This is a genomic window from Thiococcus pfennigii (assembly GCF_016583835.1).
In the GTDB taxonomy this organism is placed as follows: domain Bacteria; phylum Pseudomonadota; class Gammaproteobacteria; order Chromatiales; family Chromatiaceae; genus Thiococcus; species Thiococcus pfennigii.
Map to the genome: position 1 here is coordinate 12,260 of NZ_NRRW01000024.1, position 26,146 is coordinate 38,405.

The following is a 26,146-nucleotide window of genomic DNA, read 5'->3' on the forward strand; positions in this document are numbered from 1 at the left end:
GCCGCCGCGTGTGAGACTGGCCCCGGATCGCGGTCCGGTCGCCCTGGCCCGTTGATACCCCACTGCCTGCGACGCGCATCCGCACCGACGACCGCATCAGTCCGATCCAGCGAGCAGCTCGATCAGGGCAGCGGCGGTCTCGGCGGGACGCTCCAGCATCGGCAGGTGGCCGCTCTGCGGCAGCACGACCAGCCGGCCCTGCGGCAGGCGCGCGTGCAAAGAGGCGGCGCCAGCGACCGGAAAGATGGCATCGGCCTCGCCCCAGAGGATCAGCAGCGACAGCCCTTGGTCGAGGGCCGCGAGCGCGCCGTCGGCGAGGACGCGGTCGAAGAGGCCGACGATGTCCCAGACCTGGCGGTAGTGGTCGCGGCGCGCCCGATAATCGGCGACGAGCTGGTCGGCGAGCGCCTCGGGCAGCGCCGGTGGCTCGGCGAAGAGGAGGTCCATCTCACGGGCGAGTTGGGCGCGGTCGACCGGGATGAAGGGATTGACGCCCTCCAGGATCGCCTGGCGCAGGCCCGGCCCCCAGTCGACCCAGCCGAGCGGCGCGCCGATGAAGGCCAGGTGCCCGACCCGCTCGGGATGACGCGCGGCGTAGAGGGCCGCGATGGCCCCGCCCATCGAGTTGCCGGCCAGGGCGAAACGCGCGAGGCCCAGGGCGTCGGCGAGACCGTCGAGCAGCGCGACCTGGCGGTCGAGCGCGTAGTCGGTCACCGCGAAGCCGTCGCTGCGGCCAAAGCCCGGCAGGTCCGGGGCGATCGCCGCGAAGCCGGCCGCGGAGAGCGCGCAGGCGAGGTCGTGCCACTGCTCCTTCTGGGCGAATAGGCCGTGCAACAGGAGCACGGCCGGCCCCTGGCCGGCGCGGCTGAAGTGCAGGATGCCACCAGCCAACGGGATCTGGACCGCGACGATCCCACACGGCGGCGCAGCGGCCCGCATCGGGGCCGCGCCGAGCAACGCGAGGGTGCACGCGGCAACCGCCGCAAGGCGGGCGAAGGTCGAGCGGCGAGTCATCGATCGGCTCCCCCAGGGTGGAAGGGCTCAGGATAGCGCAGCGGCCGGGATCGCAAGAGACCAGACCGTCCCACCACTCGTTGCCGAAGCGGCTGCCCGCAGCCGGACCACGCCGGCGCGACGGCCCGGTCGGGCCCAGATACCGTTTCCAAACCTGGGGGGCGCGGTCGACAGCCGCCTGTCCGGTCGCGCGCCAAGGGCCTAGCCCGACCGACGGCCCGGCGAATCTCGGCACGCCGCGCAGGCCGATCTCGACACCCCGGCGCAGCGGTCGCCGACAAGGAATCGACCCGCGCGCCGCCGCCACCCGCCAGCGGCCTGCGCCGGTGGGGCACAGACGACGCCGACTCGATGACCCCGGTCGGCGGGGATTCGCCCGCGCACCCCGACGAGGCTCCACCTCGACACTCCAATCGCCTCGAAGAAGGCCGCAGAACGGATCCGTCGTGCCCCTCGTGGTCGCGCGGCTTCTTGCCATCCAGCCCGACATGCTAGGCTAGCGCCTTGTCTTCGCCGCCCCCTGCCGACCTTGACGCCAAACCCCACCTTGCCCCCCTCCGCGGCCTCGCTCGCCATCGAACGGCACGACGAGGCGCTGGTGCTGCGCCTGGCCGGTCGCTGGCGGCTCGCCGAGCATCCGCCCGGCGCCGGGGCCGTCGTCGCCGCGCTCGCGGATGGCCCACCCGTGCCACGGGTGACCTTCGACACGACCGGCATCACGGGTTGGGACACGGCGCTCGCGGTCTTCCTCTGGGGCGTGCAGAAGGCCACCGCCGAGCGCGGCATCGCGCTCGACGCGGACGGCCTGCCCGACGGGGCGCGGCGTCTCCTCGACCTGGCCGGCGCGGTCCCGGCGGCCCAGGACGCTGGCAAAAAGGAGGCCCGACGCACCGGCCTCGTGACCCGTGTCGGCGAGGCGACGCTGCGGATCTGGCAGACCCTGCTCGGGGCCCTCGCCTTCCTCGGCGAGACTGCCCTCGCCTTCGTCGCCTTCCTCGGCGGGCGGGCCCGCTACCGCAAGACGGACCTCTGGCTCGTGCTCCAGGACGTCGGCCCGAGGGCGCTGCCGATCGTCACCCTGATCAGCTTCTTGGTCGGGGTCATCCTGGCCTTCGTCGGCGCCATCCAGCTCTCGCGTTTCGGCGCCCAGATCTTCATCGCCGACCTCGTCGGCCTGGCGATGGTCCGCGAGATGGGTCCGATGATGGCCGCGATCATCATGAGCGGGCGCACCGGCGCCGCCTTCGCCGCCCGGATCAGCACGATGCAGGTCAACCAGGAGGTCGATGCCCTCAAGACGCTGGGCATCTCGCCGATCGAGTTCCTGGTCCTGCCGCGGATCCTGGCGCTCGTCATCATGATGCCGCTGCTGACCCTCTACGCCGACCTGGTCGGCATCGCCGGGGGCATGGCCGTCTCGATCAGCCTGTTCGGACTCACCTTCACTCAGTACTGGAACGAGACCCTGGTCGCCCTGTCGCTCCAGCAGTTCGCGATCGGCCTGGTGAAGGCAGTGGTCTTCGGCGCCCTGATCGCGCTGGCCGGCTGCTACCAGGGCATCAAGACCAGCGGCAGCGCCTCGGCGGTGGGGACGGCCGCGACCTCGGCCGTGGTGGTCGCCATCGTCGCCATCGTCGTCGCCGACGGCCTCTTCGCGGTGGCGCTCAATGCCCTCGGCATCTGACGACAGCGAGCGTTGCCCCGGCTGCTGGCTGGCCTCGACGGCGGCCAGCGACGACGACCAGCTGAGCGTCCATGGCCTGAAGATGGCCTATGGCGATTTCGTCGTCATGCGCGACCTGGAGTTCGCGATCAAGCGCGGCGACATCTTCATCATCATGGGCGGCAGCGGGTGTGGCAAGAGCACCCTGATGCGCCACATGATCGGCCTGAAGCGCCCGGCCCAAGGCCGCGTCCTAATCGACGGACAGAGCCTCTGGGAGGCCCAACGCGCCGAGCGCGAGGATCTGCTGCGCCGCGTCGGGGTCATGTACCAGGGCGGGGCCCTGTGGAGCTCGCTGACCCTCGCCGAGAACATCGCCCTGCCGCTGGAGCAGTTCACGGACCTCTCGTCGGCGACGATCCGCGAGGTCGCGGCCTACAAGCTGGCCCTGGTTGGGCTCGCCGGTTTCGAGGACTACTACCCGGCCGAGATCAGCGGCGGCATGCAGAAGCGCGCCGGGGTCGCCCGGGCCATGGCCCTGGACCCGGAGATCCTCTTCTTCGACGAGCCCTCGGCCGGCCTCGATCCGGTCAGCGCCCGGCGCCTGGATGACCTGATCCTGGAGCTGCGCGACAGCCTCGGGACGACCATGGTCGTCATCACCCACGAACTCGCAAGCCTGCTGCGGATCGGCACCAACGCCGTCTTCCTCGATGTCGAGACCCGCACCCAGATCGCCCAGGGGCCACCGCAGGCCCTCCTCGAGCAGTGCCGCCACCCGCGCGTGCAGGCATTCCTGACCCGCGGCGCGGCCGGCGAGACGGCGGACTGAGGATCCGATCAGGGCACACGGCCGGCCGACGACGGATCGCCGACAACCCTACGCGGACCCGTCACAGCCACCCGTCACAGCGGTGCCGGGACGGGTTTCGGTAGCCTGGACCGCCAGCTCGGGCCTTCAGTCGGGTTCGTCGGGCGCGACCGTCGGCCCCTGGGGGGGCTGTGGGGCCTCGGCCAGAACCCGGCGCAGGAGTTCGGGGTCGTCGAGATCGAAGCGCAACGAGAAGGCCCCGCCCGGCCCGACCCGCAGCCGCCGGCCGTAGAGGTCGACGAGGGTGCCCGGCGGGGCACTGCCGTAGAGGATCACCTCGGCGCGGACCTGTACCCCGCCGGCACCGCCCGGCACCGCCGCGTAGCCGGCGGCCGCCGGCCCCTCGCCCCAGCGTGGCGGCCGCTCGGTAGCACCCCCCGCCCGCGGACTCGGCGACGACTCGGCCGCCGGCGCCGCCTGCCCCACCGCGGGCGGCAGCAGCCCCCAGACCGGAGGATACACGGCCGACGCCACCGCCAGTGGCCGCTCGGGCGAGTCGTCCTCCGGCGCCCGGCCCCCGGCGATCGGCTCGGGATCGCCGCGACCGCCCGATCGCGACCAGTGCCAACGCGCCGAACGCAGCAACACGAGCCAGCCGCCGTCGGCGGTCGCCAGGCCGAGCTCGGCCTCGTAGTCGCCCTCCTCGGCGAGGGCGACCTCGACGACCCCGCTGCGCGCCAGCGCCGGATCGCCGAGCCGCTCGGTCGCCACCTCGGCGACGGCCCCGTTGCGGCGGATCAACCGCAGCCGCGCCACCGGCTCGGTCACCCCGGCGCTGCCGGGAAATTCGGCATCCAGACGCGCCCAATCGGCGGCGCTGACCGACCAGCGAAGCCGCGCCGCCGCTGGCCCGGCCGGCTCGATCAGCAGCATCGGGGAGGGTTCGCGAGGCGCCTCAGCCACTGCCGGCCCGCCCATCGGCAGGATCGACGGCCCGCGTGGCACGCTCGATGACCTCGGCCGTCGGCCCGCAGGGGACAGGGAGGTGGACGGGGGCACGGGGTGCCCGTTGGTCGCGGCGGTCGATCGGCTCGGCCTCGCGGGGACTGGTCTCGGTCGGCGATGCGGGTTTGCCGGGCACCAGGCGCCTGCGCCGCCCGATGGCGAGATGGATGTTGGTCGCAGTCATCGAAGAAACGGCTTCCTGAACTCGGGCCAGATGACGCCAGGCCGCCCTCCCCGGCCCCGCCCCGTGCCCGAGAAGCGCGACGGTCCAACGCCCCAGCGCCTACATGAGGCTCCAGATTAGGCCCCGGAGCAAGCCCCCGTCCAGCCCTGCGCAGGCGCTCGATCGCTTTCCGGCGCGCCGCGCTCAAGCTGCCGGAATCGCCTCGAGGACGACAATCGTGTGCGGACCGGCGCGATAGGACCCGCCGGTGACGGCGGGCTGCTCGAGTGGCGGGCTGATGTCCTCGGGCGTGTCGAGCCCGGTGTCGACGGCCCGCCGCCAGGTCCAGTCGGGCAGGACCGGCAGGGCGAAGGTCTGCGGCTCGTCGTCCATGTTGAGGAGGACGTGCAACGGCGCCTCCTCGGCGGTGCGCCCGGAGAGGGTGAAGGCCAGATAGCGGGCACGCTCGTCGTCCCAGTTCGGCGCGTCGAGCTCCAGGCCGTGCCAACGGATGTCGGGCTGATCGGTGAAGGGGGCGCGGTGGCGGCCGGAGAGGAAGTAGCGCCGTCGGAGGCTCGCGTGGCGCTTGCGCAGCGCGATCAGCTCGCGGGTGAAGCGCAACAGGTCGCGGTGGGTCTCGAGGAGGCCCCAATCGAACCAGCCGGTGGCGTTGTCCTGACACCAGGCGTTGTTGTTGCCACCCTGGCTGCGCATCACCTCGTCGCCGGCCAACAGCATCGGGATCCCCTGGCTCACCATCAGGATGGTCAAGAAGTTGCGCACCTGGCGGCGGCGCAGCGCCCGGATCAGCGGGTCGTCGGTCGGCCCCTCGACGCCGCCGTTCCAGCTCAGGTTCTCCTTGCTGCCGTCGCGATTGCCCTCGTGATTGGCCTCGTTGTGCTTGTGCTCGTAGCTGACCAGGTCGGCCAATGTGAAGCCGTCATGACAGGTGATGAAGTTGATGCTGTTGATCGGCAGGCGCAGGTTGGCCTCGTAGAGGTCGCTGCTGCCGGCGATGCGCGTGGCGACCTCGCCGACCAGCCCCGGGTCGCCGCGCACGAAGCGCCGGATGCTGTCGCGATAGCGCCCGTTCCACTCCATCCAGCGGTAGCCCGGGAAGCTGCCGACCTGATACAACCCGGCGGCATCCCAGGCCTCGGCGATGATCTTGGTGGAGGCCAGGGCTTCGGAGAGCTCGATGCCCCAGATGACGGGCGGGTGGGCCATCGGCATCCCGTTCGCGTCGCGCGCCATAGCGCTCGCCAGATCGAAGCGGAACCCGTCGACATGCATCTCGCGTACCCAGTACTCCAGGCAATCGATGATGAAGCGGCTGACGAATGGGTGATTGGCGTTGACCGTGTTGCCGCAGCCGGTGAAGTCGAGATAGATGCCCTTGTTGATCTGGTCGAGGCAGTAGAAGGTCTCGTTGCCGAAGCCCTTGAAGTTGATCACGGGGCCGGCGCCGTTGCCCTCGGCCGTGTGGTTGAAGACCACGTCCAGGATGACGCCGATCCCGGCCCGGTGCAGGGCCTTGACCATGTCGCGGAACTCGCGCCGGTGGGTGCCCGCCTCCGGGGTCACGCAGTAGCCCGGGTGCGGCGAGAAGAAGCTATGGGTGCTGTAGCCCCAGTAATTGCTGAGGCCGGCCTCCCAGACGGGCTTGGGGACATCCTGGACGTCGAAGGCCATCACCGGCATCAGCTCGACGTGGGTGATCCCGAGGGCCTCCAGATAGGGGATCTTCTCGATGATGCCGGCGAAGGTCCCGGGGTGACGCACGCCCGAGGAGGGATCACGGGTGAAGCCCCCGACGTGCAGTTCGTAGATGATGGTCTCCTCCGAGGGGATGCGCAGCGGCCGATCGCCCTCCCAGTCGTAGGTCTCGGCGAGGACGACGGCGCGCGGCGAGTCGTGTGGCTGCGGCCCGTCGCGCCAGCGCCGCCAGCGATCCCAGACCTCGGTCGTCGCGGCCCGCGCCCAGGGGTCGATCAGTTCGACGCGCGCGTCGAAGCGCAGCCCCCGGCCGCTCGGGTCGTAGGGGCCGTCCATGCGCCAGGTGTAATGGACCCCGGGCGGCAGGTCGATGACCAGGACGTGCCAGGTGAAGAAGGTGTGGTTGACCCGCGGATCGAGCCGGATCACCTGGAAGGGCTCCGCGCTCGTTGCCGAGGCGTAGAGCAGCAGCTCCGCCCCGGTCGCGTGGCGGCCATAGACGGAGAAATTGACGCCGAGCTCCTCGACGCTCGCCCCGGACGGGTAGCGCCGCCCAGGGCGCGTCTCATATTGGCGAATCATCGGCTGGACCGCTCGTGTAGTGATCAGGGGGCCATGGTCGGGTGTCGATGCTGGGGGGTGTGACGGGCAGGCGAGACCCGGGTCCCTTGCACCCGCGAGACACCAGGACCGTCGGGTGCCGGCAGGCCCGTCGTTGCCGCCGGCGGGCGGGCGACGGCCGAACGACGTCCTGCGGATGGTCTCGATCAGGGCCGCCAGACAGGGCGACGGGCGCCAGCCGCCGGCGAACCATCGCCGACGAATGCGCCCATGGCGATTATCGTTCATCCGCGTCCCCGTTAGAAGCGGTTCGGCGCCGATCGCGCGCCGCGCCCGCCAGATCCCCATCATCTTGGGGGACACGCCCGCGCTCGACAACGTGCGGGCCGGTTGCGGCACGCCCGTGCCTCAGAAGCGGCGCCCCCGATCCACCCAACCCCAGACCAGCAGCCCGCCGAGCGCCGCCACCCCGGCACAGAGGACGAAGGTGACGCTCGCCCCGAGCGTCGTCCAGAGGACCCCGCTCGCCAGGGCGCCCCCCGCCCCGCCGACGCCGAAGCTCGCGCTGTTGTAGAGGGCCTGGCCACGCCCCTGCGTGCGCCCCGGGAAGTAATGATAGGCGAGGTGGATTGCCGCCGCGTGAAAGGCGCCGAAGGTCGCCGCATGCAGGGCCTGAGCGAGGATCTGCACGGTCGGCACGGCGATGAAGGCGCCAATCAACAGCCAGCGCGCGACCGCCAGGACGAAGGTTGCGAGCAGGATGCGCCGCGCGCCGAAGACATCGAGCATCCGGTGCATGCCGAGGAAGACGAGGACCTCGATCGCCACGGCCCAGGCCCAGAGGCCGCCGATGGCCAGGCTACCGTAGCCGGCCTCTTCCAGATAGATCGAATAGAAGGCGTAGTAGGCCCCGTGACTCATCTGCATCAGCAGGCCGCTCGCCAGGAAGGCCTGGATCTCGGGGCGCCGCAACAGCCCGGCGAGCGACGGAGACTCCTCGGCGTGGACCACCGCCCGACCCTCGGGGACCGCCAGCGTGCTCAGCCAGACGCCGACGTAGAGGGCCAGGACGACGAGCGGCACGACCTCGTTGCCCAGGTGCTGCCGGCCGATGCCGACGAGGCCGACGGCCAGGATGAAGCCGATCGAGCCCCACAGCCGGATGCTCGCGTAGCGATTGACGCGGGCGCCGAGGTGGCTGAAGGTGGCCGCCTCCATCTGCGGCAGCGAGGCGTTCCAGAAGAAGCTGAACAGGACCATCACGAGCGCCATCTCGGCCAGCCCGTCGGCGACGAAGACGGCGAGGAAGGCGATGGCCGAGAGCAGCGAGGCCAGCCGCACGATCGGCATCCGCCGACCCTGGCGGTCGGCGAGCCAGCCCCAGACGTTCGGCGCGACGATCTTGGTCGCCAGCAGGATCGCGACCAGCTGCCCGATCGCGAGCGCCGAGAAGCCGCGCTCCTGGAGATAGAGCCCCCAGTAGGGCATCAGGGCGCCGAGCGACCCGAAGTAGAAGAAATAGAAGCTCGCGAGGCGCCAGTAGGGCATCGATGGGGTCGGCCCGGCCGCACCGGCCGGGCATCCGGGTAGCGCCCGGCTCAGGCCGGGGCCGCGGGCGGGATGGCGGGGGTGGTCGGGGCGACGTCGGCGTTCTGGGCGCGATGGCGCAGCAGGTGATCCATCAGGACCAGCGCCAGCATCGCCTCGGCGATCGGCGTCGCGCGGATGCCGACGCAGGGGTCGTGGCGGCCGGTCGTGACGACCTCGGTCGGGGCGCCCGTGGCGTCGATCGTGCGACCCGGCACCCGGATGCTCGAGGTCGGCTTGAGGGCCAAGCGGGCGACGATGTCCTGACCGCTGGAGATGCCGCCGAGCACGCCGCCGGCGTTGTTGCTCAGGAAGCCCTCGGGGGTCAGCTGGTCGCGATGCTCGCTGCCACGCTGGGTCACGGCGGCGAAGCCGGCGCCGATCTCGACCCCCTTGACGGCGTTGATCCCCATCAGGGCGTGGGCGATGTCGGCGTCGAGGCGGTCGAAGACCGGCTCGCCGAGACCGGGCGGAACGCCGGTCGCGACCACCGTCACCTCGGCGCCGATCGAGTCGCCGTCCTTGCGTAGCGCGTCCATGAAGGCCTCGAGCGCGGGCACGGCCGCCGCATCGGGGAAGAAGAAGGGATTCTGCTCGACGGCCGCCCAGTCGAAGCCCGCCGGGCGGTGCGGGCCGAGCTGCGAAAGGTAGCCGCGGATGCGCACCCCATGGCGCACCGCCAGATACTTCTTCGCGATGGCCCCGGCCGCGACCCGCACCGCCGTCTCGCGCGCCGACGAGCGCCCGCCGCCGCGCGGATCGCGCAGGCCGTACTTCAGGAGATAGCTGTAGTCGGCATGGCCCGGGCGGACCTTGGCGGCGATCTGCGCATAGTCCTGCGAGCGCTGATCCTCGTTGTGAATCAGGAGCCCGATCGGGGTGCCGGTCGTCACCCCCTCGTAGACCCCCGAGAGGATCTGGACGCGATCGGCCTCGCGTCGCTGGGTCGTGTGGCGCGACGTGCCCGGGCGGCGCCGGTCCAGATCCGGCTGCAGGTCGGCCTCGCCGAGCGGCAGCCCCGGCGGGCAACCGTCGACGATCCCACCGATCGCCGGCCCGTGGCTCTCACCGAAGCTGGTGACGACGAAGAGCTTGCCGAAGCTGTTTCCGGACATCTTGGGTCTCGCGGGCTCAGGGGCGGCGGGCCGAGCGCGATCGCGCTCGGCGCGATCGAGGTCAGTAGGCCGGCGGCGGGACCGTATCCTGCGGGTCGAGCCAGGCGTTGGCCTTGGCCAAGACCTCCCGGTTCAGGGTGCTGGTCGCCTGGTGGAGCTTGACGCCGTTGATGATGTAGTCATAGCGGGCGCTCAGGTACTGGAATTCCGCCTCGAACAGGAGCTGCTGGGCGTTGAGCACGTCGACCTGGGTCCGGGTGCCGACCTCGAGCCCGGCCTGGGTCGACTCCAGGGCGCTGCGTGCCGACACGATGGCCGCCTGCCGCGCCTCGACGTCGCTGATGTTCGAGAGGATCCCGCGGAAGGAGTCCTTGACCAGGTTCAGCACGGCCCGCCGCTGCTGATCGAGGCGACTCTGGGCGGCGCTGAAGTCGTGGCCGGCCTGGCGGGTGCGCGAGGTCACGGCCCCGCCCTGGAAGATGGGCACCGAGACGCGCAGGCCGACGAAGGCCGTCTCGGTATCGGTCCCGGTGTCGGCCTGCGACTCGTCCCAGTTGTAGCCGGCCTGCAGATCGACCTTCGGCAGGTGGCCGCTGCGCTCGATCTCGATCTGCTGCTTGGCCGCGGTCGCCGCCTGCTGGGCCGCGGCGATGCCGTAGTTGCGCTGGAGCGCGGTCTCGACCCACTGGTCGATGTCGTTCGGCTCCGGCGGCGCCAGGGGCAGCTGCCCGCCGAGACGGGCGATCGGCACGCGGATCGGGCCGACGATGACGCGCAGGGCTTCCCAGGCGTTGCCGAGGGCGTTCTCGGCGGCGATCAGGGTAGCGCGCGAGCGGTCGTAGGCGGCCTGGCTCTCGTTGACGTCGGTGATCGCGACCAGGCCGACGTCGAAGCGCTGCCTGGACTGCTCGAGCGTGCGCTCGTTGGCGCGCACCAGGGCCTGCTGCACGCGCACCGCATCGGCCGCCCGCAGGACCCCGAAATAGGCCTCGGTCGTGCGCACCATCAGCGCGAGCTGGGCATCGCTGTACTGGGCCTCGGCCTGGGCGATCGTCGCATCGCTCTGGCGCAACCGGATCCAGTTGGCCCGATCGAAGACGGACTGGGTCAGGACCGCCGACAAGGACTCCTGCGAATAGCTGTCGCTGCGCTCGAAGCGGCGTTCGCCGGAACCGATCGAGAAGCGGTCGCGGATCGGGAAGCCGCCAGCCGGGTCGTACCTGAGGCTGGGTACGCTGGTCGTCCCGGAGACCTTGGAATCGACATACTCCGCCGAACCCTCGAGGCCGAACGACGGCAGCAGCAGCGCCCGCGCCTGGGGTTTGAGCTCGCGCGTCGAGGCCAGGATCTGTTCCGCCTCGCCCAGCCTCGGGTCGCTCTCGACCGCGATATCGTAGATCTGAAGCAGGTCCTCTGCGTGCCCTGGAAGCGGCAACACGACGCAGCACAGGACGGCGACGATGGCCGGGATTGATCTGAACATCCTCGATGAATCCTCAAGCGCCCGATGAAAGGCATATAAGCTAACACAAACCGCGCCGACTTGAGGGGACCTTGACGGGGCGGGCGACCCGCTCGTCGGCCGCCCGGCCCCCGCCGGCGATCGCCAACCCACGAACCGGAGTGCCTTGCCGAGATGGGCCAACTGCAAATCAGCGACTTTCGCCCCGCCTGGTGGCTGGCCAACCCGCACCTGCAGACCCTGTGGCCGAGCCTGGCGCGCGCCCGCCCGCGCTTGAGGCTGCCGCGGCGGCGCATCGAACTGCCCGACGGGGATTTCATCGACCTGGCCGTCGCCGAGGGCCAGGGCCCGCGCGTGTTGGTCATCCACGGCCTGGAGGGGAGCCTGCAATCGCACTATGCCGGGGCCCTGGTGGCGCGCCTCGCCGCCCAGGGCTATCGGCCGATCTTCATGCACCTGCGCGGCTGCGGCGACGAGCCTAACCGCCTCCAGCGCGGCTATCACTCGGGGGCGAGCGACGACCTCGCCGCCGTCCTCGTCGAGCTCGCCGAGGATCCCGAAGGCCCGCTGCTCGCGGCCGTCGGCTTCTCGCTCGGCGGCAACCTGCTGCTGAAGTACCTCGGCGAGACGCGCCAGCCACCGCTCGCGAGCGCGGTTGCCGTGTCGGTCCCCTTCGTGCTGCGCGATGCGATGCTGCGGCTCGAGCGCGGCGTCTCGCGCCTCTACCACCGCCACCTGCTCGCGAAGCTCAAGGCCGCCTACCGGCGCAAGCTCGCACACCTCGGCCTGCCGGACGACCCCGCGCTCGCCGAGATCGACGACATCGACACCTTCGACGACCGCATCACGGCGCCGTTGAACGGCTTCGCCGGGGCCTACGACTACTACGCACGGTGCAGCTGCCGGCGGTTCCTGCCCGGTATCACGACACCGACCCTGATCCTGCACGCCCGCGACGACCCCTTCATGTACCCGCGCACCATCCCCTACGAACACGAACTCGGCCCGGGCGTGACGCTCGAGCTCGCCGAGGGTGGCGGCCACGTCGGCTTCATCGCCGGGGCCGTCCCCGGGCGGCCCGTCTACTGGCTCGAGGGACGCATCCTGCGCCACCTCGACGCCTGCATGGCGCGGGCGCAGGCCGGCCCTCAGGGCGACGCGCCACCGGGGCAGAGGGTCCCGGTCGCGAACGCGCAGACATAGGTCGTGAGGCCATCGATCAGCATCTGCACGGCCATCATGATCAGCAGCATGCCGCTCAGGCGCACCAGGGCGCGCAGCGTGCGCGGCCCGGCGACCTCCATCAACAGGCCCGAGGCGACCAGGATCAGCGCGCTCGCACCCCAGGCGAGCGTCATCGCCCCCCACCAGGTCCAGAGTTGGTCGGGCGCGCGGCTCACGAGCAGCAGCAGCGCCGCGACGGCCGACGGGCCGGCGATCATCGGCACCGCGAGCGGCACGATGAAGGGCTCCTCCTCCCCCTCGCGCAGCGGCTCGCCGGCCTGCGCCCCGGGCAGGACCATCCGCAGCGCGATGACGAAGAGGACGATGCCGCCGGCGATGCCGAGCGCCGGCTGGCTCAGCCCCAGATAGCGCAGGATCGCCCCGCCGGCGAACAGAAACGCAAGCAGCACCGCGTACGCAACGAGCATCTCGCGGACGATGACCCGCAACCGCCGGGCGCGCGGATACCGCCCGAGCAGGGCGTGGAACACCGGGATGTTGCCCAGCGGATCGATGATGATGAAGAGCAGGATTGCGGCGGAGAGAAAGTCCATGTCGACCCGCGGGACCGCTCAGTGGCGATTCAAGAACAACCGGAAAATCTTCTGAGAGCTACGAAACACGCGAAAAAACTGAATACGCATAGAATTATCCGCTGTTTTTCGCGACTTCCGCGCATTTCGTAGTTTCTTGTCTTCCGCGTGCCTGTATCGGTTGTTTATGCACCGGTCCTAAGCGCCGCTGGATGGCCGCTGCGCACGTGCCCTTCTACCGGCCCAGACGCCGCCAACGCGGCATCGAGCCGCAACGGCGACGAGCCGGCTGGAAAGCCGGCGCTCCCAGTCAGCCGCGCGACGGCGAGATGGCTCAGCTTGCGAGCGCCGGCTTCCGTCGGTAAGTCGACCTACGCCACGGCGGTTTAGGCCTCTTATCCGGGGATACCTCAGCCTCTGAGCCGTTTCCACGGGGCGCCGCCCGGCTTCGATGCCGCGTTCGCGACGCGGCGTCTGCGCTCGAAGCCACTGCCCGGGGCGGACCTCGACGCCTGCGACGAAATCCTTCGAGCCCAACGGCCGAACCGGGCGTGCATGCCGATCGAGCCGGTCCGCCCCGGCATCGGCGAGAAGGTTCGCCCAAGCGGGCAACCAGTCCAACAGCGGGCACCGGATATGCGCAGACACGCGTAACCGCCCGATGCCACCCCAAACGCACGGGGCTGCACGCTGCTGTCAGCCCCGCCCGCGCAGCTATTCGGGATCCGGCACGAAGGTCAGCACGTTGCCGTTGATGCAATAACGCTTGCCGGTGGGCGGTGGGCCGTCGTTGAAGACATGCCCCAGATGGATGCCGGAGCTGGCGCTGCGCACCTCGATGCGGCGCATGCCGTGGGACCTGTCCTCTTGCAGCGTGATCGCGCCCTCCACCGGATTGAAGAAGCTCGGCCAACCCGTGCCGCTGTCGAACTTGGCATCGCTGCGGAACAAAGGTGCACCCGTGATTGGGTCGACGAAGACGCCAGGGCGCTTCTCATCGAGATGCGAGCCGGTGAAGGCGCGCTCGGTACCCTGTTCGAACGCGATCTTCTGCTGCTCGGGGGTCAGGATCTGGAAACCGAGCCACTTCCAGAACCGCTCCTTGTCGCCCTGGTAGCCGGTGTAGCGGGCGACCTCGCGGCCGTCCTCGAACAGGACCATCGTCGGCGTCGCGAACAGGGTCTTCGCCAGGGTCCAGCCCGATGGTGGCTCAGAGCTGAAGGTCGTCACGACAGGCACGTCTGAGGACCAGTGCGCCAGCACCTCGGTGCGAAAGGCCTTGCAGTATGGGCAGTCTTCGGCCTCGAAGACGATGAGCTGGCGGTCCCGATCCAACGCATCGGCCGCGAGCGGCTGCGGCCGCGGCTTCGCCGGCTCGCCTGGATAGGCGACCCGGGTACCGCCCAGACCGCAGTAGCCGTCCGGGTTCTTCGTCAGATAGTCCTGGTGATAGGTCTCCGCGCGATTGTAGTTGCTCAGCGGCGCGATCTCGGTCGTGATCGGGCCATAGCCGGCGGCGCTCAGGGCCTGCTGGTAGGCATCGCGGGTCTCGATGGCGACCGCGCGCTGGTCCGCATCGGTCCAGTAGATGGCGCTGCGGTAGTTGCTGCCGATGTCGTTGCCCTGGCGGTCGCCCTGGGTCGGGTCGTGGTTCTCCCAGAAGCCGATCAGGACCCGCTCCAGCGACACCCGGGCCGGATCGAAGGTCACCTTCACCACCTCGGCATGGTTGCGCGCGTCGCTGCGCCCGCCACGGATCTGCCGCTCCAGGCTCAGCACGTCACGGTAGCCGACCCGCTCGGCATCGCCGCCGGCATAGCCGGACTCCACATCCAGGACGCCCGGGATCTCCGACATGCGTCTCTCGGCGCCCCAGAAGCAGCCCATGCCGAGCACGATGGATTCGCTCGCGGCCAAGGCCGGGGCGAGCGGCAGCAGCGCGAGCAGCAGCGCCGGCAAGATCGTTGGTCGAATCATGGACATGGTCGGGCCTTCATTGCGTTGATCGTTGCGATGTCAGTAGGACAGGCCGAAGGCGCCGGATGTTTCACCCCAGCCTTCGCATGGATGAAGGTCGGCACCGCCCCTCCCCCGACGCAGATCGGCTCAGCGGGGTCCGATGGGACCTCGCGGCCACGCCTACGCGGCGGAACCCTTAGACCTTGTGCGCCCGAGGCCCGGGGGAGAATATAGGCGACCCGCTCGCGATCCTTGCCTGGGGCCGCGCCCAGTGGTCAGGGGCGCGCGGGTCTTCGATCGGGCCGGACACCGGACCCCTGAGCGCCGACGCCGGTTCGCCACCAATCTGCCACTGTCCCTGGAAGACGGAAAGATGAGCGACGTCCCAAGCAGCCCTCCACCGGCCCGTTCGCAGGCCTTCAGCGGCTTCGATCGCGAGCGTTTGTTCATCGCCTTCTTCTTCGCCGCTTACTTCTTCCTGATCTACCAGCTCGTCCTCATCCTCACGCCGTTCATGGCGCCGCTCATCGCGGCCGTGATGCTGGCGCTGGTCGCCTACCCGGTGCACCGGATCATCCACCGCGTCGTGCGCCGACCGAATCTCGCCGCGACCATGACGACGCTGCTGATCATGTTCACGGTGGTGGTGCCGCTGAGCATCCTGATCTGGCTGCTGCTGCGCGAGGCGGCCGCGGTGGTCCCAGTGGCACGCGACTGGCTGCTGTCGCACCGCGACCTCGGGGCGGTGCTCGTTGCACTCGACCTGCCCGACCCACTCGCCGCTCTCGTCGAGACACTGCGGGGCTACGTCGAGCGCTTCGAACTCGACCTCGCGGGCATCGCGCTCGACACGGTGCGCCAGGCCGGCAACGAGATCACGCGGCTCGGCGCGAGCCTGGTCGCGCAGTTCTTCGTCGTGTTGCTGCACCTGATCGTGCTGATGTTCACGCTGTTCTTCTTCCTGCGCGACGGACCGCACCTCGTGCGCGGAGTGGTGGAACTCGTCCCGATGGAGGAGACCGGCAAGCAGCGGGTGCTCGCCGGCCTGGATCGCATCCTGGTCGCGATGCTCCGCGGCACCGTGGTGACGGCCTCGGCGCAGGGCGCCTTGACGGGCATCGGACTCGCGCTGTTCGGGGTGCCCTTCCCGGTCTTGCTCGGCTTCGCCGCGACCTTCCTCGCGGTCGTGCCCTTCGTCGGCGCGAGCCTCATCTGGCTCCCGGCCGCCGTCTACCTGTTCGTGAACGAGCAGACGTTGGCCGCGGTCGGCCTGGGCATCTGGGGCCTGCTGCTGGTCGGTCTCATCGACAACGTGCTGCGCCCAGTGGTGATCGGCGACCATGCCCAACTGCCGATCCTGCTGCTGTTCCTCGGCGTGCTCGGGGGCATCCAGGTCTACGGCCTCATCGGCGCCCTGATCAGCCCCATGGTCATCGCCTGCGTGTTCGCCTTCGCGCACATCTACCGCGAACAGTACCTCGCCCGCAGCCGGACGGTGCCCGGCGAGGGGGACAGCGAGGGCGAGGACACGCCCTGATCCGCGTCGGCCCGCCCGAGGCCGCCTCGCCGGTCGACTCCCTCGGCGGGCGCCCCGCCCTGCGACCCATCGCCGGATATGTCTACGCGCCAACCGAGGTGCCCTATAATTCGCCGTTCGACCCGATGCCCCACCCTGCCCTCGATAACCCGCTCACGATCCCGCCCATGCGCCCGATGTCCGTCCTGCGATTCCTCCTGTTGGCCCTGGTACTGGCGCTGCCGGGCGGCGTCGTCCGCGCCGCCGATCCCGCGACCTTCGGCGTGCTCTACTCCGTCTGGATCAAGCCCGAGCGCGAATCCGCGGTCGTGAAGATCCGCTTGAGCCGCAACATCCATCTCGTGGATTGGCTGAAGCTGCAGGCCGACCCGCAACGCTACAGCGGCTTCTTCGGTACCGGACAGGTTTCGAAACAGGGGGACGAGGTGCTGTGGAGACCGCCAGCGCAGGACGCCTGGCTGCAGTACCGGGTGGATCTCGCCAGCCGGCGCGACAACGGCGACCACGACGGCATGATCACGCCCCGATGGGCGCTGTTCCGAGCCGACGACCTGGTGCCGCCGATCCATTCCAGCTTCGAGGGCACCGCCTCCTCGAACGCCAAGCTGCAATTCCACCTGCCCGCGGGCTGGTCGGTGGAGACCCGCTATCCGCGCTACAGGAGCGGCCGTTTCAAGGTCGACGATCCCCGCCGACGCTTCGACCGTCCGACCGGCTGGCTGGTCATGGGCGACATCGGCACCCGCCGCGAGCGCATCGGCGACACCCGCGTCGCCGTCTCGGCCCCGGTCGGCCAGGACGTGCGCTACCTCGACACCCTCGCCTTCCTGCGTTGGACGCTGCCCTCGATCCAACGACTCTTCCCCGGATTCCCCGAGCGGCTGCTCGTGGTGAGCGCGGGCGATCCCATGTGGCGTGGCGCCCTGTCCGGGCCGGGGTCGCTCTACCTGCACCGCGATCGACCGCTGATCAGCGGCAACGCTACCAGCACCCTCGTCCACGAGTTGATCCACGTCGCGATGCGCGCCCGCGGCGCCCCTGGCGCCGATTGGATCGTCGAGGGGCTCGCGGAGTACTACTCGCTGGAGATCCTGCGTCGCTCGGGCGCCATCAGCGAGGCGCGGTTCGAGCGGGCGCACCGGCAACTGGCAGACTGGGGAAGGGACGTCCGCACCCTCGACGTGGAGCGCGCGAGCGGCCCGATCACCGCCCGGGCCGTCGGGGTATTGCGGGAGATCGACCGGGAGATCCGCCGCAAGAGCGACGGCGCACACAGTCTCGATGATGTGGCCAGGTCCCTGGCCGCGGACGAGGGACCGGTGACGGTGCAGCGCTTCGAAGCGTTGGTGGCGGAGTCGAAGGGTGGCGGGTAGGCCCCGACCGACCGGGCGCTGGCCGGTCGCTCGTCAGCGGCGACGCCCATCATTCACCGCACCCCTTCGCTCCCCGTCGATTCCGGCGGCGTCATCGCCGGACGGGCCGTCGCCGGGCGGCTTGCGCAACAGGACGACGTCCTTGACCGGGATCTCGCAGTGCCAGCCGCGCGCGGCGGCGAGATACCGCCAGGTCGCGGCACGATAGAAGACGACGTGCGTCGGGTCGCGCCGGTAGTGCCAGCCGGCGAAGCGCGCATCGTCGGTCTGAAAGCAGGTCATGATGCCCAGCCAGCCGCCGGGCGCGAGCAGCCGGTCCAGGCGCGCCAACTCCTCGGCGGGGCGATGGAGGTGCTCGACCACCTCGGTGCAGGTGATGAAATCGAAGGGGCCGCGCAGAGCTGCCGGATCGGGCTGGAAGAGGGGGTCGTAGAGCGCCATCGGGTGGCCCGCCGCGCGCAGCATCGCGGCCAACGCCGGACCCGGGCCGCAGCCGAAGTCGAGCCCCCTGGCGCCGACGGGCAGCCGCGCGAGCAAGGGCTCGGCGAGCCGGGCGAGAAAGCGCCGGTAGTCGGGGTCCGCCACGTCGTTCTGGTGGTGGCGATAATACGCCCGCTCCGCCGCGCGCGACGGATGCTGGCGGGGGTCGAGGAAGCGGGCCTCGCAGGTCCCACAGGCCCAATAGTCACGCCCCGCGCTGGACAGCAGCGGGGCGGGTCCCGGGGCACGGCAGACCGGGCAGCGCGGGGGACGCCCCCGCCTCGGGATGTCGCCCTGCATGGGGGATGGACCCTCCGAAGGCATCAACGCCAACATCATGTCGCTCGGCGGGATCGCGATCGTGATGATCGAGAACGCCCACAAGCACCTCGAACGCGCGGGGCCGGGCCTGAGTGCCAGCCGCCGCTGGGAGGTCATCGGCGCGACGGCGATCGAGGTCGGTCCGACGCCGTTCTTCTCGCTCCTGATCGTGACCGTCCGCTTCCTGCCGGTCTTCGCGCTCGAGGCCCAAGTGGGCCGGCTCTTCGCCCCGCTGGCCTTCACGAAGACCTCTATGCGATGGCCGCGGCCGCCGGGTTGGCGGTGACCCTGGTCCCGGTCCTGATGGGTTACCTGCTCCGCGGGCGGATCGCGCGCGAGGAGGCCAACCCGATCAATCGCGCGTTGATCGCGATCTACCGGCCGCTGTTGCGCGGCGGGCTGTGCCGCCCCGGCACGACCATCGCGGTGTCGGTATTGATCTCGATCGCCTGGTCCGGCCAGTACGAATACATGCAGCGCGCGCAGGCCCGGCTCGCGCAGATCGTGCCGATCACGCTCGCGTCCATCTTCCTGCTACTGTACCTGACCTTCCGCTCGGGGGGCACCGCTGCTCTCGTGATGCTGTCGCTGCCGTTCGCACTGTTCGGCGGGGTCTGGCTCGTCTATCTCGCGGGGTATAACCTGTCGGTCGCCGTCGCCGTCGGGTTCATCGCGCTGGCCGGCGTCGCCGCCGAGTTCGGCGTCATCATGCTCGTCTACCTGAACAATGCGGTGCGCGATCGGCGCGCGGCCGGTCGGCTGCGAGACGAGCCCGATCTGGTCGAGGCGATCATCGAAGGCGCCGTCATGCGCGTGCGGCCGAAGGCGATGACGGTCGCGACCATCTTCGCCGGGCTGCTGCCGATCCTGCTCGGGGCCAGGGTCGGCTCCGAGGTCATGCGGCCGATCGCGGCCCCGATGGTCGGGGGCATGATCACGGCCCCGCTGTTGAGTCTGTTCGTGATCCCGGCCATCTACCTGATCCTGCACCGGCGAGGCGGTGCGCCCGGGGTGGCGGCAACGTCGAGGAAGGCATGAGCAAGCTGTTGATGAATCTGCGTTACGTGACCGACGAGGAGGCCGCGGAGGTCCGCGAGCTCCTCAATCGTCACCAGATCGCCTACTACGAGACGCCGCCCAATCGCTGGGGCATCACGGTCGGGGCCATCTGGCTCGAGGACCACGGCCAGTTCCCGGCGGCGCGACGCCTGCTCGATCGGTATCAGGCCGAGCGCGGCGCCCGCGTGCGGGCCGAGCACGAGGCGGCCCGCGCGCGCGGCGAACTGGAGACCCTGGCCGAGCGCATCCGGCGCGAACCGGCCCGGGTGCTGTTCTACTTCGCGGCCGTCGCGGCCATCGCCGCGCTCATGACGGTGCCCTTCATCCAGGTCGCCCTCGGGGATTGACCGAGACACCCGCCAGGGATCTCGGCCTCGGATGTCGGGTCGCGCCGCGCCCACCAGACGAATGCCCAGGTCTTTTCGAACCGATATTCGGAAAGGATGTCGGCTCGGGGCACCGCATCGAGACCGACGGCGAGGTCCTCCCATCGCCACACAGGACGCGATCCCCGACCGCGACGCCTTCGAATCGGGCGCCGTTGAGTATATTCGATTAACGCTATATACTGCGCCCGACACACCATGCCCAAGCACGGCGGGCCAGGGCACACCACCCGGGCGGTGCTCGGCCCCGCCTCCGTGGAATTCAGGACATGCTCGACCCCTTCGACTGGCTCGGCGACCGCGTCGCCTACGACCTGTTGGGCCTCGCCGGCGATTCGGCCAGCGGCGCGGCCGTGCAGTTCTTCGTCATGGACGTCGCCAAGATCTTCGCCCTGCTGGTCGTCGTCATCTACGTCATGGGCCTGCTGCGCGCGTTGGTCTCCCCGGAACGGGTGCGCGAGTTCGTCCGCGGTCGACCGGACTGGCAGGCACGCGGCCTGGCCGTCGGCCTGGGCGCGGTCACGCCCTTCTGTTCCTGCTCGTCGGTACCGCTGTTCATCGGCTTCGTCGAGGCCGGCATCCCGCTCGGGGTGACCTTCTCGTTCCTGATCGCCTCGCCGATGATCAACGAGGTGGCGGCGGTGCTCCTGATCGGCCTCCTCGGCTGGGAGCTGGCACTGCTCTACATCGGCGCCGGGCTGCTGGTCGCCTGGGTCGGCGGCATCGTCATGCAGCGCTTCCGACCCGAGCGCTGGGTCGAGGCGTACGTCTGGCGGATCCAGATGGGCGAGGCCGCGGTGCCGCGCCCGGACACCAGCCTACTCGGGCGTCACCGCTTCGCCGTCGCCGAGGTCCGCGAGATCCTCCGCCGGATCTGGAAGTGGGTCGTCATCGGTATCGGCGTCGGTGCGCTGATCCACGGCTACGTGCCCGCGGACTGGATCGTCGAGCACCTCGGCGATGGCCAATGGCTGGCCGTGCCCGCCGCGGTCCTGGTCGGGATCCCGCTCTATTCCAACGCCACCGGCGTGATCCCGGTGGCCGAGGCGATGCTCGGCAAGGGGGTCGCCCTCGGCACGGTGCTGGCGTTCATGATGAGCATCGCGGCCCTGTCGATCCCCGAGATGCTGATCCTGCGCAAGGTCATCCGCTGGCCGGCGCTGGCCCTGTTCGCCGCCGTGCTGGCGGTGTCCTTCATCCTGGTCGGCTGGGGCTTCAACCTGATCACCTGAGGAAAGACGCACGCGATCGATGCGGTTCGTTCCTCGCCGCATCCTACGCCCTCCCCTCCATTACTTATGCGATTTACGAGGTCAATCCATGAAACAGATCAAGGTGCTCGGCTCCGGCTGCCGCAACTGCGAGATCACCGCCAACGCGATCGCCAAGGCGGCCGAGCAGGCCGGCGTCGAGATCGACCTCGTGAAGGTCACCGACATCGCCGAGATCATGTCCTACGGGGTCATGTCCACGCCGGGAGTGGTCATCGACGGCACGGTCGTGCACTCCGGCGGGGTGCCGGGCCCCGAGCGGATCCGCGCCTGGATGCAGGCCTCGGATTAGGCTGGCCACCAGGCCGACAGGGCCTGGATGGGCCTGTTCGGACGTGACGTCGCCATCTCCGGGCGGTCGCCCGTCATTCCAGACTCCCGAACAGCAGGCCCAGATCGATCTCGATGGCTTCGAACGGCGGGATACGCACCTTGGCCGAGGTCTCCTCCGGGCCTTCGGCCGTGAACAGGGCACGGTAGCCGCCGGCCTCCAGGGCATAGGCGATCAGCGCCCGGTCCTCGGGTGCGACAATCCAATAGAAGGGAACCCCGGCGCGCTGTAGGCGCAGGAAGTGCGTGACCGTGTCCTTGCGCTCGTGGCCCGGGGAGAGGATCTCGCAGACCCAATCCGGCAACACGGTGATGACGCCGGAAGGGCGCTCCGGCAGCCGCTCCTTGCGCCAGCCGGCCAGGTCGTGGCTGGGACAGTGGTGCTCGTTGTACCGGACACTGATCTCGGGGACGATCCACCAACCGCCCGGTTGGCGTCGCAGGACGAGCGGAAATGATTGGCCAATCAGCGCAGTCTGCGCCTGGCCATGCTCGAAGCGACCCATCGGCCGCTGCACGATCTCGCCGTCGATCAGCTCGACGCGCTCATCGCCGGGCCAGGCCAGCAGGTCGTCGATGTTGAGCAATCGTCGCGCTTCCATCAGGTGTTTCTCACAACTCGACCGGTGAGGCCCTTGGACATAGCCTTCAGCTTAGCATGCTGCGGTCCAGACACCTCGAGGGCCAAGGGGCGATACCCCGGCGGCAGCGAGGAACCTGGGCGGGCGATCCCAGCCCGCTGCTGACCGGCACCCATCCCTGGCCCCAGGCTGCCTCGCCGGGGCTCGCCGCTACTCGGCCTGGAGGATCGCCAGGGCCCGCTCCCGGCCCGCCTCGGTCAGGAAGGGCAGGCCCGTGACCTCGGCCGTCTCGCGGTTGGCGGCCATCAGGTCGCCGCGATCGATCTGATCGAGCGAGAACTTACGGGCGCCGGCCATGAACTGCTGGAGCCCGCACGCGAGCTTGTCGGCATAGCCGTACATGGCCACGGCACCGAACGGGATCTTGTCCATCTCGGCCTCGCCGACCTTGGCCCGCACCGCCTCCCAGCCCGCGAAGATCTCTTCGGGGCGGGTCCCGATGGACTCCACCGAGGCGGGCAGCTTGTCCCAGTGACCGGCGACGGCGGCGCGCCGCTCCGGGCGCAGGACCCCCTCGATGTTGCTGCCGAGAAAGCCCGGGATCATGGGCGCCCGGCCCATGCAGACGAGCTTCGCATAGGGCGCCCCGAGCGCCAGGGCCTTGAAGATGTGGTCTTCGCGGGCCAGGCCCCCGGCCAGCGAGAGGTCCGGTGGCGTCAGGCCGCGACCCGCGAGGATCTCGCAGTACTCCTGCGCCATCGCGTGCAGCGGCAGCGAGGGCACCCCCCAGTGATCCATCATGTTCCAGGGACTCATGCCGGTGCCACCGCCGGCGCCATCGATCGTCAGCAGGTCCAGCCCAGCGTCCGCCGCGAAGCGGATCGCCATCGCCAGGGCCTCGGCGCCATAGGCCCCGGTCTTCAGCGAGATGCGCTGGAAGCCAAGGCGGCGCAGGCGGGTCACCTCGGCCAGGAAGGCCTCGCGCACGGCGACGGCCGCATCCTGATCGGTCGCCCCCAGACGGCTGTGGCGGGCGAAGCTGGTGACCGCCCCGCTCGCATAGGCCTTCTCGACGACCGGGTCGGTCGGGTCCGGGTCGACGACATAGCCACGCCCCTTCAGGAAACGGGCATACTCGATGTCGGCGACCTGGATCTCGCCGCCGATGTCCTTGGCCCCCTGACCCCACTTCAGTTCGATGACCACCTCGTCGCCGAACTTGTCGATGATGTACTCGGCCACGCCATTGGTGGTGTCCTCGACATTCATCTGGACGATGATGGCGCCATGGCCATCGAAATAGCGCTTGAAGGTCTCGATGCGCCGATCCAGCTCCGGGGCCGCCAGGGTCCGCCCGTTGTCGATGACCGCCTGCCGGTCGATCCCGACGACGTTCTCGCCGACCACGATCGGAAAGCCGCAGAGGGCCGCACCGACGGCGAACGAATCCCAATACTTGGCCGCGATCGGGGTGGAACCGAGGGCACCGGTCATGATCGGCAGCCGACAGCGCACCGGGTGGGTGCGGCCGAATTGGGTCATGATCTCGACGTTGGGAAAGACCCGATCGTCGGGGCTGCGCGAGAGACGACCATCGAGGCCGTGGGCGCCATGGGCGTAGCCCTGGATGCGCAGGGCGTGATAGCCGATGCCCTCGGCCTCGATGTTGGCCGAGCCGGCCGTGATCTCGCCGAAATTGCGCGGGTAGAGCAGCTTGCGACCCAGCAGCGACGAAAGCCATGTCTCGCACTTGCCTTTGCAATCGGCGCTGCACAGTGTACAGAGCCCGGACTCGCAGGGGTTGCCCCGGTTGGTCGTGCCCAGGGCATCGTTCTGCTTCGGCGCTTGATACATGCGGATACCTCGTCTTATCTCGTCTTTATTCGATGTCGCTCTCAGTGGTTGCATCCGGGGGCGCACGGACGCTTCACCCGATCGCGCCGGCGACATCGCCGCAGCGCGCGACGCGGCAAAGACAGCGCCCTGTCAAGGCGCGGGGCAATGACCCCCGGCAGGCGCGCGATCCCGCTGCCGGGATCTCGGCCTGCGGGCGATCTTACCGCGATGCCAAGGCCTTGGCTCCCGCCGCGAGACCGACGCGAAGGGTGATCGCGCGCTCGGGTAGCCAGGGCGGCCCCCCAGTCGCGATCACGCCGCGAACGACGCAGGCGCCACCGACTGTTCGATGCCTCTCAATCTCGACGACCTTTGTCGCGAAGCCGACAAACCACCGGCGCTCGGGGCACCGATCCAGCGCCCCGAATGGACGGCCCACAACTTGCTTGGTATCGGCCAGGCGTTATATCGTGCAACACATAACCCTGTCGTGATCGGAGCACCCCCTTCGAGGCTGACACCCTCGTGTCGAGCCCGGAGGTCCGCGGGGCCTGACGACCTGAACAAGCACCGCCTCATCGGATATGACGGCAACGAATCGATGCGGCGGACCGGCGAGACGGGCTCGATCTCGCAGACGGGCATGTCCCACGAACAGGCCTGGGGTTCGGTCGACTCTGCAGATGACCTCTCGGACCAGCCCCCGGCTATGGCGTCAGACCGGCGGGCGTCGTGGCGGCAAGGCCGAGCCGAGGTGACAGACGAGGGGCGACACACCGGCTCCGGATCGCCGACGAGGCGCACCGCCGCGTTCTCGCACGACTGGGCCGGCACAAGCGGGAGTTCGAACATTTTCACAACCTGTGAGGAGTCGTAGGCATGAAGGTCAGTGCACGCAACAACCTGCGCGGTGTCGTCACCGCCATCAAAGCGGGCGCGGTCAACACAGAGGTCATCCTCGACGTCAATGGTGCCCCCCTGGTCGCCATGATCACCAATGAGAGCGTCCACTCGCTGGGGTTGACGGTCGGAGCGGACGTCTTCGCACTGATCAAGGCCTCCTTCGTCATCCTGGCCACCGAAGACGGTGGGCTCAAGACCTCCGCCCGCAACCGCCTGTGCGGCACCATCGAGCGCATCACCAGGGGCGCAGTCAACGCCGAGGTGGTCTTGGCGCTCGATGGCGGGACCCGCCTGGTCGCGATGATCACCAACGACAGCACCGAGGAACTCGGACTCGCCGAGGGCGGCCGCGCCTGCGCGCTGATCAAGGCGCCGCACGTCATCCTGGCCGTCGAGGACTGAGGATACCCGGCAGGTCAGGAGCCTGCCGCGACCACCGTTATAGCAAACAAGACGCAACGCTCGACCCGCCTCATACCCATCCGGAGACCCACGATGAAGACCCCAGGCAACCTTGTTACCCTGTTCGCGCTGGCCCTCGTCAGTACCGCCGCGGGCGCCGAAACCGTCTCGGTGGCGGTCGCCGCCAATTTCACCGGCCCGATGAACGAGATCGCCGAGGCATTCGGCGAAGACACCGGACACCAGGCCAAGACCTCCTTTGGCTCCTCTGGCAAGTTCTACGCCCAGATCAGGAACGGCGCCCCGTTCGAGGTCTTCCTCTCGGCGGATGCGGAGAAGCCGGCACAGCTCGTCGAGGACGGACTGACCGTGCCCGACACGACTTTCACCTACGCCCTTGGCAGCCTGGTGCTTTGGAGCGCCGATGCCGAGCTCATCCAGGATGGCCCCAGGGTGCTGGGACGGAACCAGTTCCGCAAGCTCGCAATCGCCAACCCCAAGCTCGCGCCCTATGGCGCGGCCGCCATCGAGGTCCTCGAGAAGCTCGATGTCGATCAGCTGGTCACGCCCAAGCTGGTCCAAGGGGAAAACATCGCCCAAACCTACCAGTTCGTCAGCACCGGGAATGCCGAACTGGGCTTCGTCGCCCTGTCGCAGGTGATCCAGGACGGCGAGATCGGTTCTGGCTCGGGCTGGGTGGTGCCGGCGGACATGCACGCGCCCATCCGCCAGGACGCTGTGATCCTGGCAAGGGGCGCCGAGAACCCCGCCGCGCACGCGCTGATGGACTATCTCCAAGGCGAGCGGGCGCAGAGCATCATCCGCGCCTATGGCTACGGGCTGTCGAAGTAGGA

Annotated in this window: 22 protein-coding genes and 1 pseudogene; 11 read left to right on the plus strand and 12 right to left on the minus strand. The window is 69.6% G+C overall.

The genetic code is table 11. From position 1 onward, the window contains the following. Positions 1-96 precede the first annotated feature (96 nt). A complete protein-coding gene (locus CKO41_RS09655) occupies positions 97-1,014 on the minus strand; it encodes an alpha/beta fold hydrolase (RefSeq protein WP_200382006.1) in 918 nt (305 codons plus the stop codon). Between the two features lie 547 nt (positions 1,015-1,561). Here CKO41_RS09655 and CKO41_RS09660 point away from each other — a divergent pair. Both CKO41_RS09660 and CKO41_RS09665 read left to right on the plus strand, forming a co-directional pair. After that, on the plus strand, positions 1,562-2,698 hold the full coding sequence (locus tag CKO41_RS09660; RefSeq protein WP_242464202.1) for an MlaE family ABC transporter permease: 1,137 nt from the start codon (positions 1,562-1,564) through the stop codon (positions 2,696-2,698). Beyond that, positions 2,682-3,509: an ABC transporter ATP-binding protein gene (locus CKO41_RS09665; protein ID WP_200382010.1), complete on the plus strand. Its 828-nt coding sequence runs from the start codon at positions 2,682-2,684 to the stop codon at positions 3,507-3,509. The genes CKO41_RS09660 and CKO41_RS09665 overlap by 17 nt, the downstream gene beginning before the upstream one ends. A gap of 126 nt (positions 3,510-3,635) precedes the next feature. Here CKO41_RS09665 and CKO41_RS09670 read toward each other — a convergent pair whose 3' ends face one another. The 6 genes from CKO41_RS09670 to CKO41_RS09695 all read right to left on the minus strand — a co-directional run bounded on the left by CKO41_RS09670 (position 3,636) and on the right by CKO41_RS09695 (position 11,118). Continuing rightward, positions 3,636-4,421, minus strand: a complete 786-nt coding sequence (locus CKO41_RS09670) for a hypothetical protein (RefSeq protein WP_200382012.1) — start codon at positions 4,419-4,421, stop codon at positions 3,636-3,638. 22 nt (positions 4,422-4,443) lie between these two features. After that, entirely contained in the window at positions 4,444-4,677 is a 234-nt protein-coding gene (locus tag CKO41_RS09675; RefSeq protein ID WP_200382014.1) for a hypothetical protein, read from the minus strand. Between the two features lie 183 nt (positions 4,678-4,860). Next, a complete protein-coding gene (gene glgX / locus CKO41_RS09680; RefSeq protein WP_200255386.1) occupies positions 4,861-6,954 on the minus strand; it encodes a glycogen debranching protein GlgX in 2,094 nt (697 codons plus the stop codon). 387 nt (positions 6,955-7,341) lie between these two features. After that, positions 7,342-8,481: an MFS transporter gene (locus CKO41_RS09685; RefSeq protein WP_200382016.1), complete on the minus strand. Its 1,140-nt coding sequence runs from the start codon at positions 8,479-8,481 to the stop codon at positions 7,342-7,344. A 50-nt stretch (positions 8,482-8,531) separates the two neighbouring features. After that, positions 8,532-9,635 carry a chorismate synthase gene (gene aroC, locus CKO41_RS09690; protein WP_200382018.1) on the minus strand — a complete coding sequence of 368 codons (1,104 nt, stop codon included), beginning with the start codon at positions 9,633-9,635 and terminating at the stop codon, positions 8,532-8,534. A gap of 61 nt (positions 9,636-9,696) precedes the next feature. Continuing rightward, positions 9,697-11,118: a TolC family outer membrane protein gene (locus CKO41_RS09695; protein WP_200382019.1), complete on the minus strand. Its 1,422-nt coding sequence runs from the start codon at positions 11,116-11,118 to the stop codon at positions 9,697-9,699. A gap of 153 nt (positions 11,119-11,271) precedes the next feature. Here CKO41_RS09695 and CKO41_RS09700 point away from each other — a divergent pair, with 153 nt between their 5' ends. Beyond that, positions 11,272-12,300 (plus strand): hydrolase, encoded by a 1,029-nt coding sequence (locus tag CKO41_RS09700; RefSeq protein WP_200382020.1) that lies wholly within the window; start codon positions 11,272-11,274, stop codon positions 12,298-12,300. On the opposite strand, the gene CKO41_RS09705 is transcribed toward CKO41_RS09700, so the two are convergent. Both CKO41_RS09705 and msrA read right to left on the minus strand, forming a co-directional pair. Then, positions 12,246-12,875 (minus strand): MarC family protein, encoded by a 630-nt coding sequence (locus CKO41_RS09705; RefSeq protein WP_200254982.1) that lies wholly within the window; start codon positions 12,873-12,875, stop codon positions 12,246-12,248. The two genes, CKO41_RS09700 and CKO41_RS09705, sit on opposite strands and share 55 nt — an antisense overlap. 693 nt (positions 12,876-13,568) lie before the next feature. After that, positions 13,569-14,837 (minus strand): peptide-methionine (S)-S-oxide reductase MsrA, encoded by a 1,269-nt coding sequence (msrA, locus tag CKO41_RS09710; protein WP_338115563.1) that lies wholly within the window; start codon positions 14,835-14,837, stop codon positions 13,569-13,571. Between the two features lie 349 nt (positions 14,838-15,186). Here msrA and CKO41_RS09715 point away from each other — a divergent pair, with 349 nt between their 5' ends. Continuing rightward, on the plus strand, positions 15,187-16,350 hold the full coding sequence (locus CKO41_RS09715; RefSeq protein ID WP_200382021.1) for an AI-2E family transporter: 1,164 nt from the start codon (positions 15,187-15,189) through the stop codon (positions 16,348-16,350). Positions 16,351-16,517: 167 nt separating this feature from the next. Continuing rightward, the gene (locus tag CKO41_RS09720; RefSeq protein ID WP_200251384.1) at positions 16,518-17,723 is read left to right on the plus strand and encodes a hypothetical protein; all 1,206 of its coding nucleotides are present in this window, start codon (positions 16,518-16,520) and stop codon (positions 17,721-17,723) included. Positions 17,724-17,756: 33 nt separating this feature from the next. On the opposite strand, the gene CKO41_RS09725 is transcribed toward CKO41_RS09720, so the two are convergent. Then, positions 17,757-18,503, minus strand: a complete 747-nt coding sequence (locus tag CKO41_RS09725) for a class I SAM-dependent methyltransferase (protein ID WP_242464204.1) — start codon at positions 18,501-18,503, stop codon at positions 17,757-17,759. A gap of 16 nt (positions 18,504-18,519) precedes the next feature. Here CKO41_RS09725 and CKO41_RS09730 point away from each other — a divergent pair. The 4 genes and pseudogenes from CKO41_RS09730 to CKO41_RS09745 form a co-directional block, all read left to right on the plus strand. After that, positions 18,520-19,562, plus strand: a pseudogene (locus CKO41_RS09730) (efflux RND transporter permease subunit); the annotation flags it as partial. Beyond that, entirely contained in the window at positions 19,559-19,930 is a 372-nt protein-coding gene (locus tag CKO41_RS09735; RefSeq protein WP_200251389.1) for a DUF6164 family protein, read from the plus strand. The pseudogene CKO41_RS09730 and the gene CKO41_RS09735, both read left to right, overlap by 4 nt. Positions 19,931-20,238: 308 nt before the next feature. Beyond that, on the plus strand, positions 20,239-21,201 hold the full coding sequence (locus tag CKO41_RS09740; protein WP_200382022.1) for a permease: 963 nt from the start codon (positions 20,239-20,241) through the stop codon (positions 21,199-21,201). Between the two features lie 88 nt (positions 21,202-21,289). Further along, the gene (locus tag CKO41_RS09745; RefSeq protein WP_200382023.1) at positions 21,290-21,532 is read left to right on the plus strand and encodes a thioredoxin family protein; all 243 of its coding nucleotides are present in this window, start codon (positions 21,290-21,292) and stop codon (positions 21,530-21,532) included. Between the two features lie 73 nt (positions 21,533-21,605). On the opposite strand, the gene CKO41_RS09750 is transcribed toward CKO41_RS09745, so the two are convergent. After that, positions 21,606-22,172 (minus strand): Uma2 family endonuclease, encoded by a 567-nt coding sequence (locus tag CKO41_RS09750; RefSeq protein WP_200382024.1) that lies wholly within the window; start codon positions 22,170-22,172, stop codon positions 21,606-21,608. Positions 22,173-22,361: 189 nt separating this feature from the next. Next, positions 22,362-24,005 (minus strand): glutamate synthase-related protein, encoded by a 1,644-nt coding sequence (locus CKO41_RS09755; protein WP_200251396.1) that lies wholly within the window; start codon positions 24,003-24,005, stop codon positions 22,362-22,364. An 861-nt stretch (positions 24,006-24,866) separates the two neighbouring features. On the opposite strand from CKO41_RS09755, the gene CKO41_RS18655 reads away from it, so the two are divergent. Both CKO41_RS18655 and modA read left to right on the plus strand, forming a co-directional pair. Further along, entirely contained in the window at positions 24,867-25,292 is a 426-nt protein-coding gene (locus CKO41_RS18655) for a TOBE domain-containing protein (RefSeq protein ID WP_242464205.1), read from the plus strand. A gap of 93 nt (positions 25,293-25,385) precedes the next feature. Further along, on the plus strand, positions 25,386-26,144 hold the full coding sequence (gene modA / locus CKO41_RS09765) for a molybdate ABC transporter substrate-binding protein (RefSeq protein WP_200251397.1): 759 nt from the start codon (positions 25,386-25,388) through the stop codon (positions 26,142-26,144). Positions 26,145-26,146 lie beyond the last annotated feature (2 nt).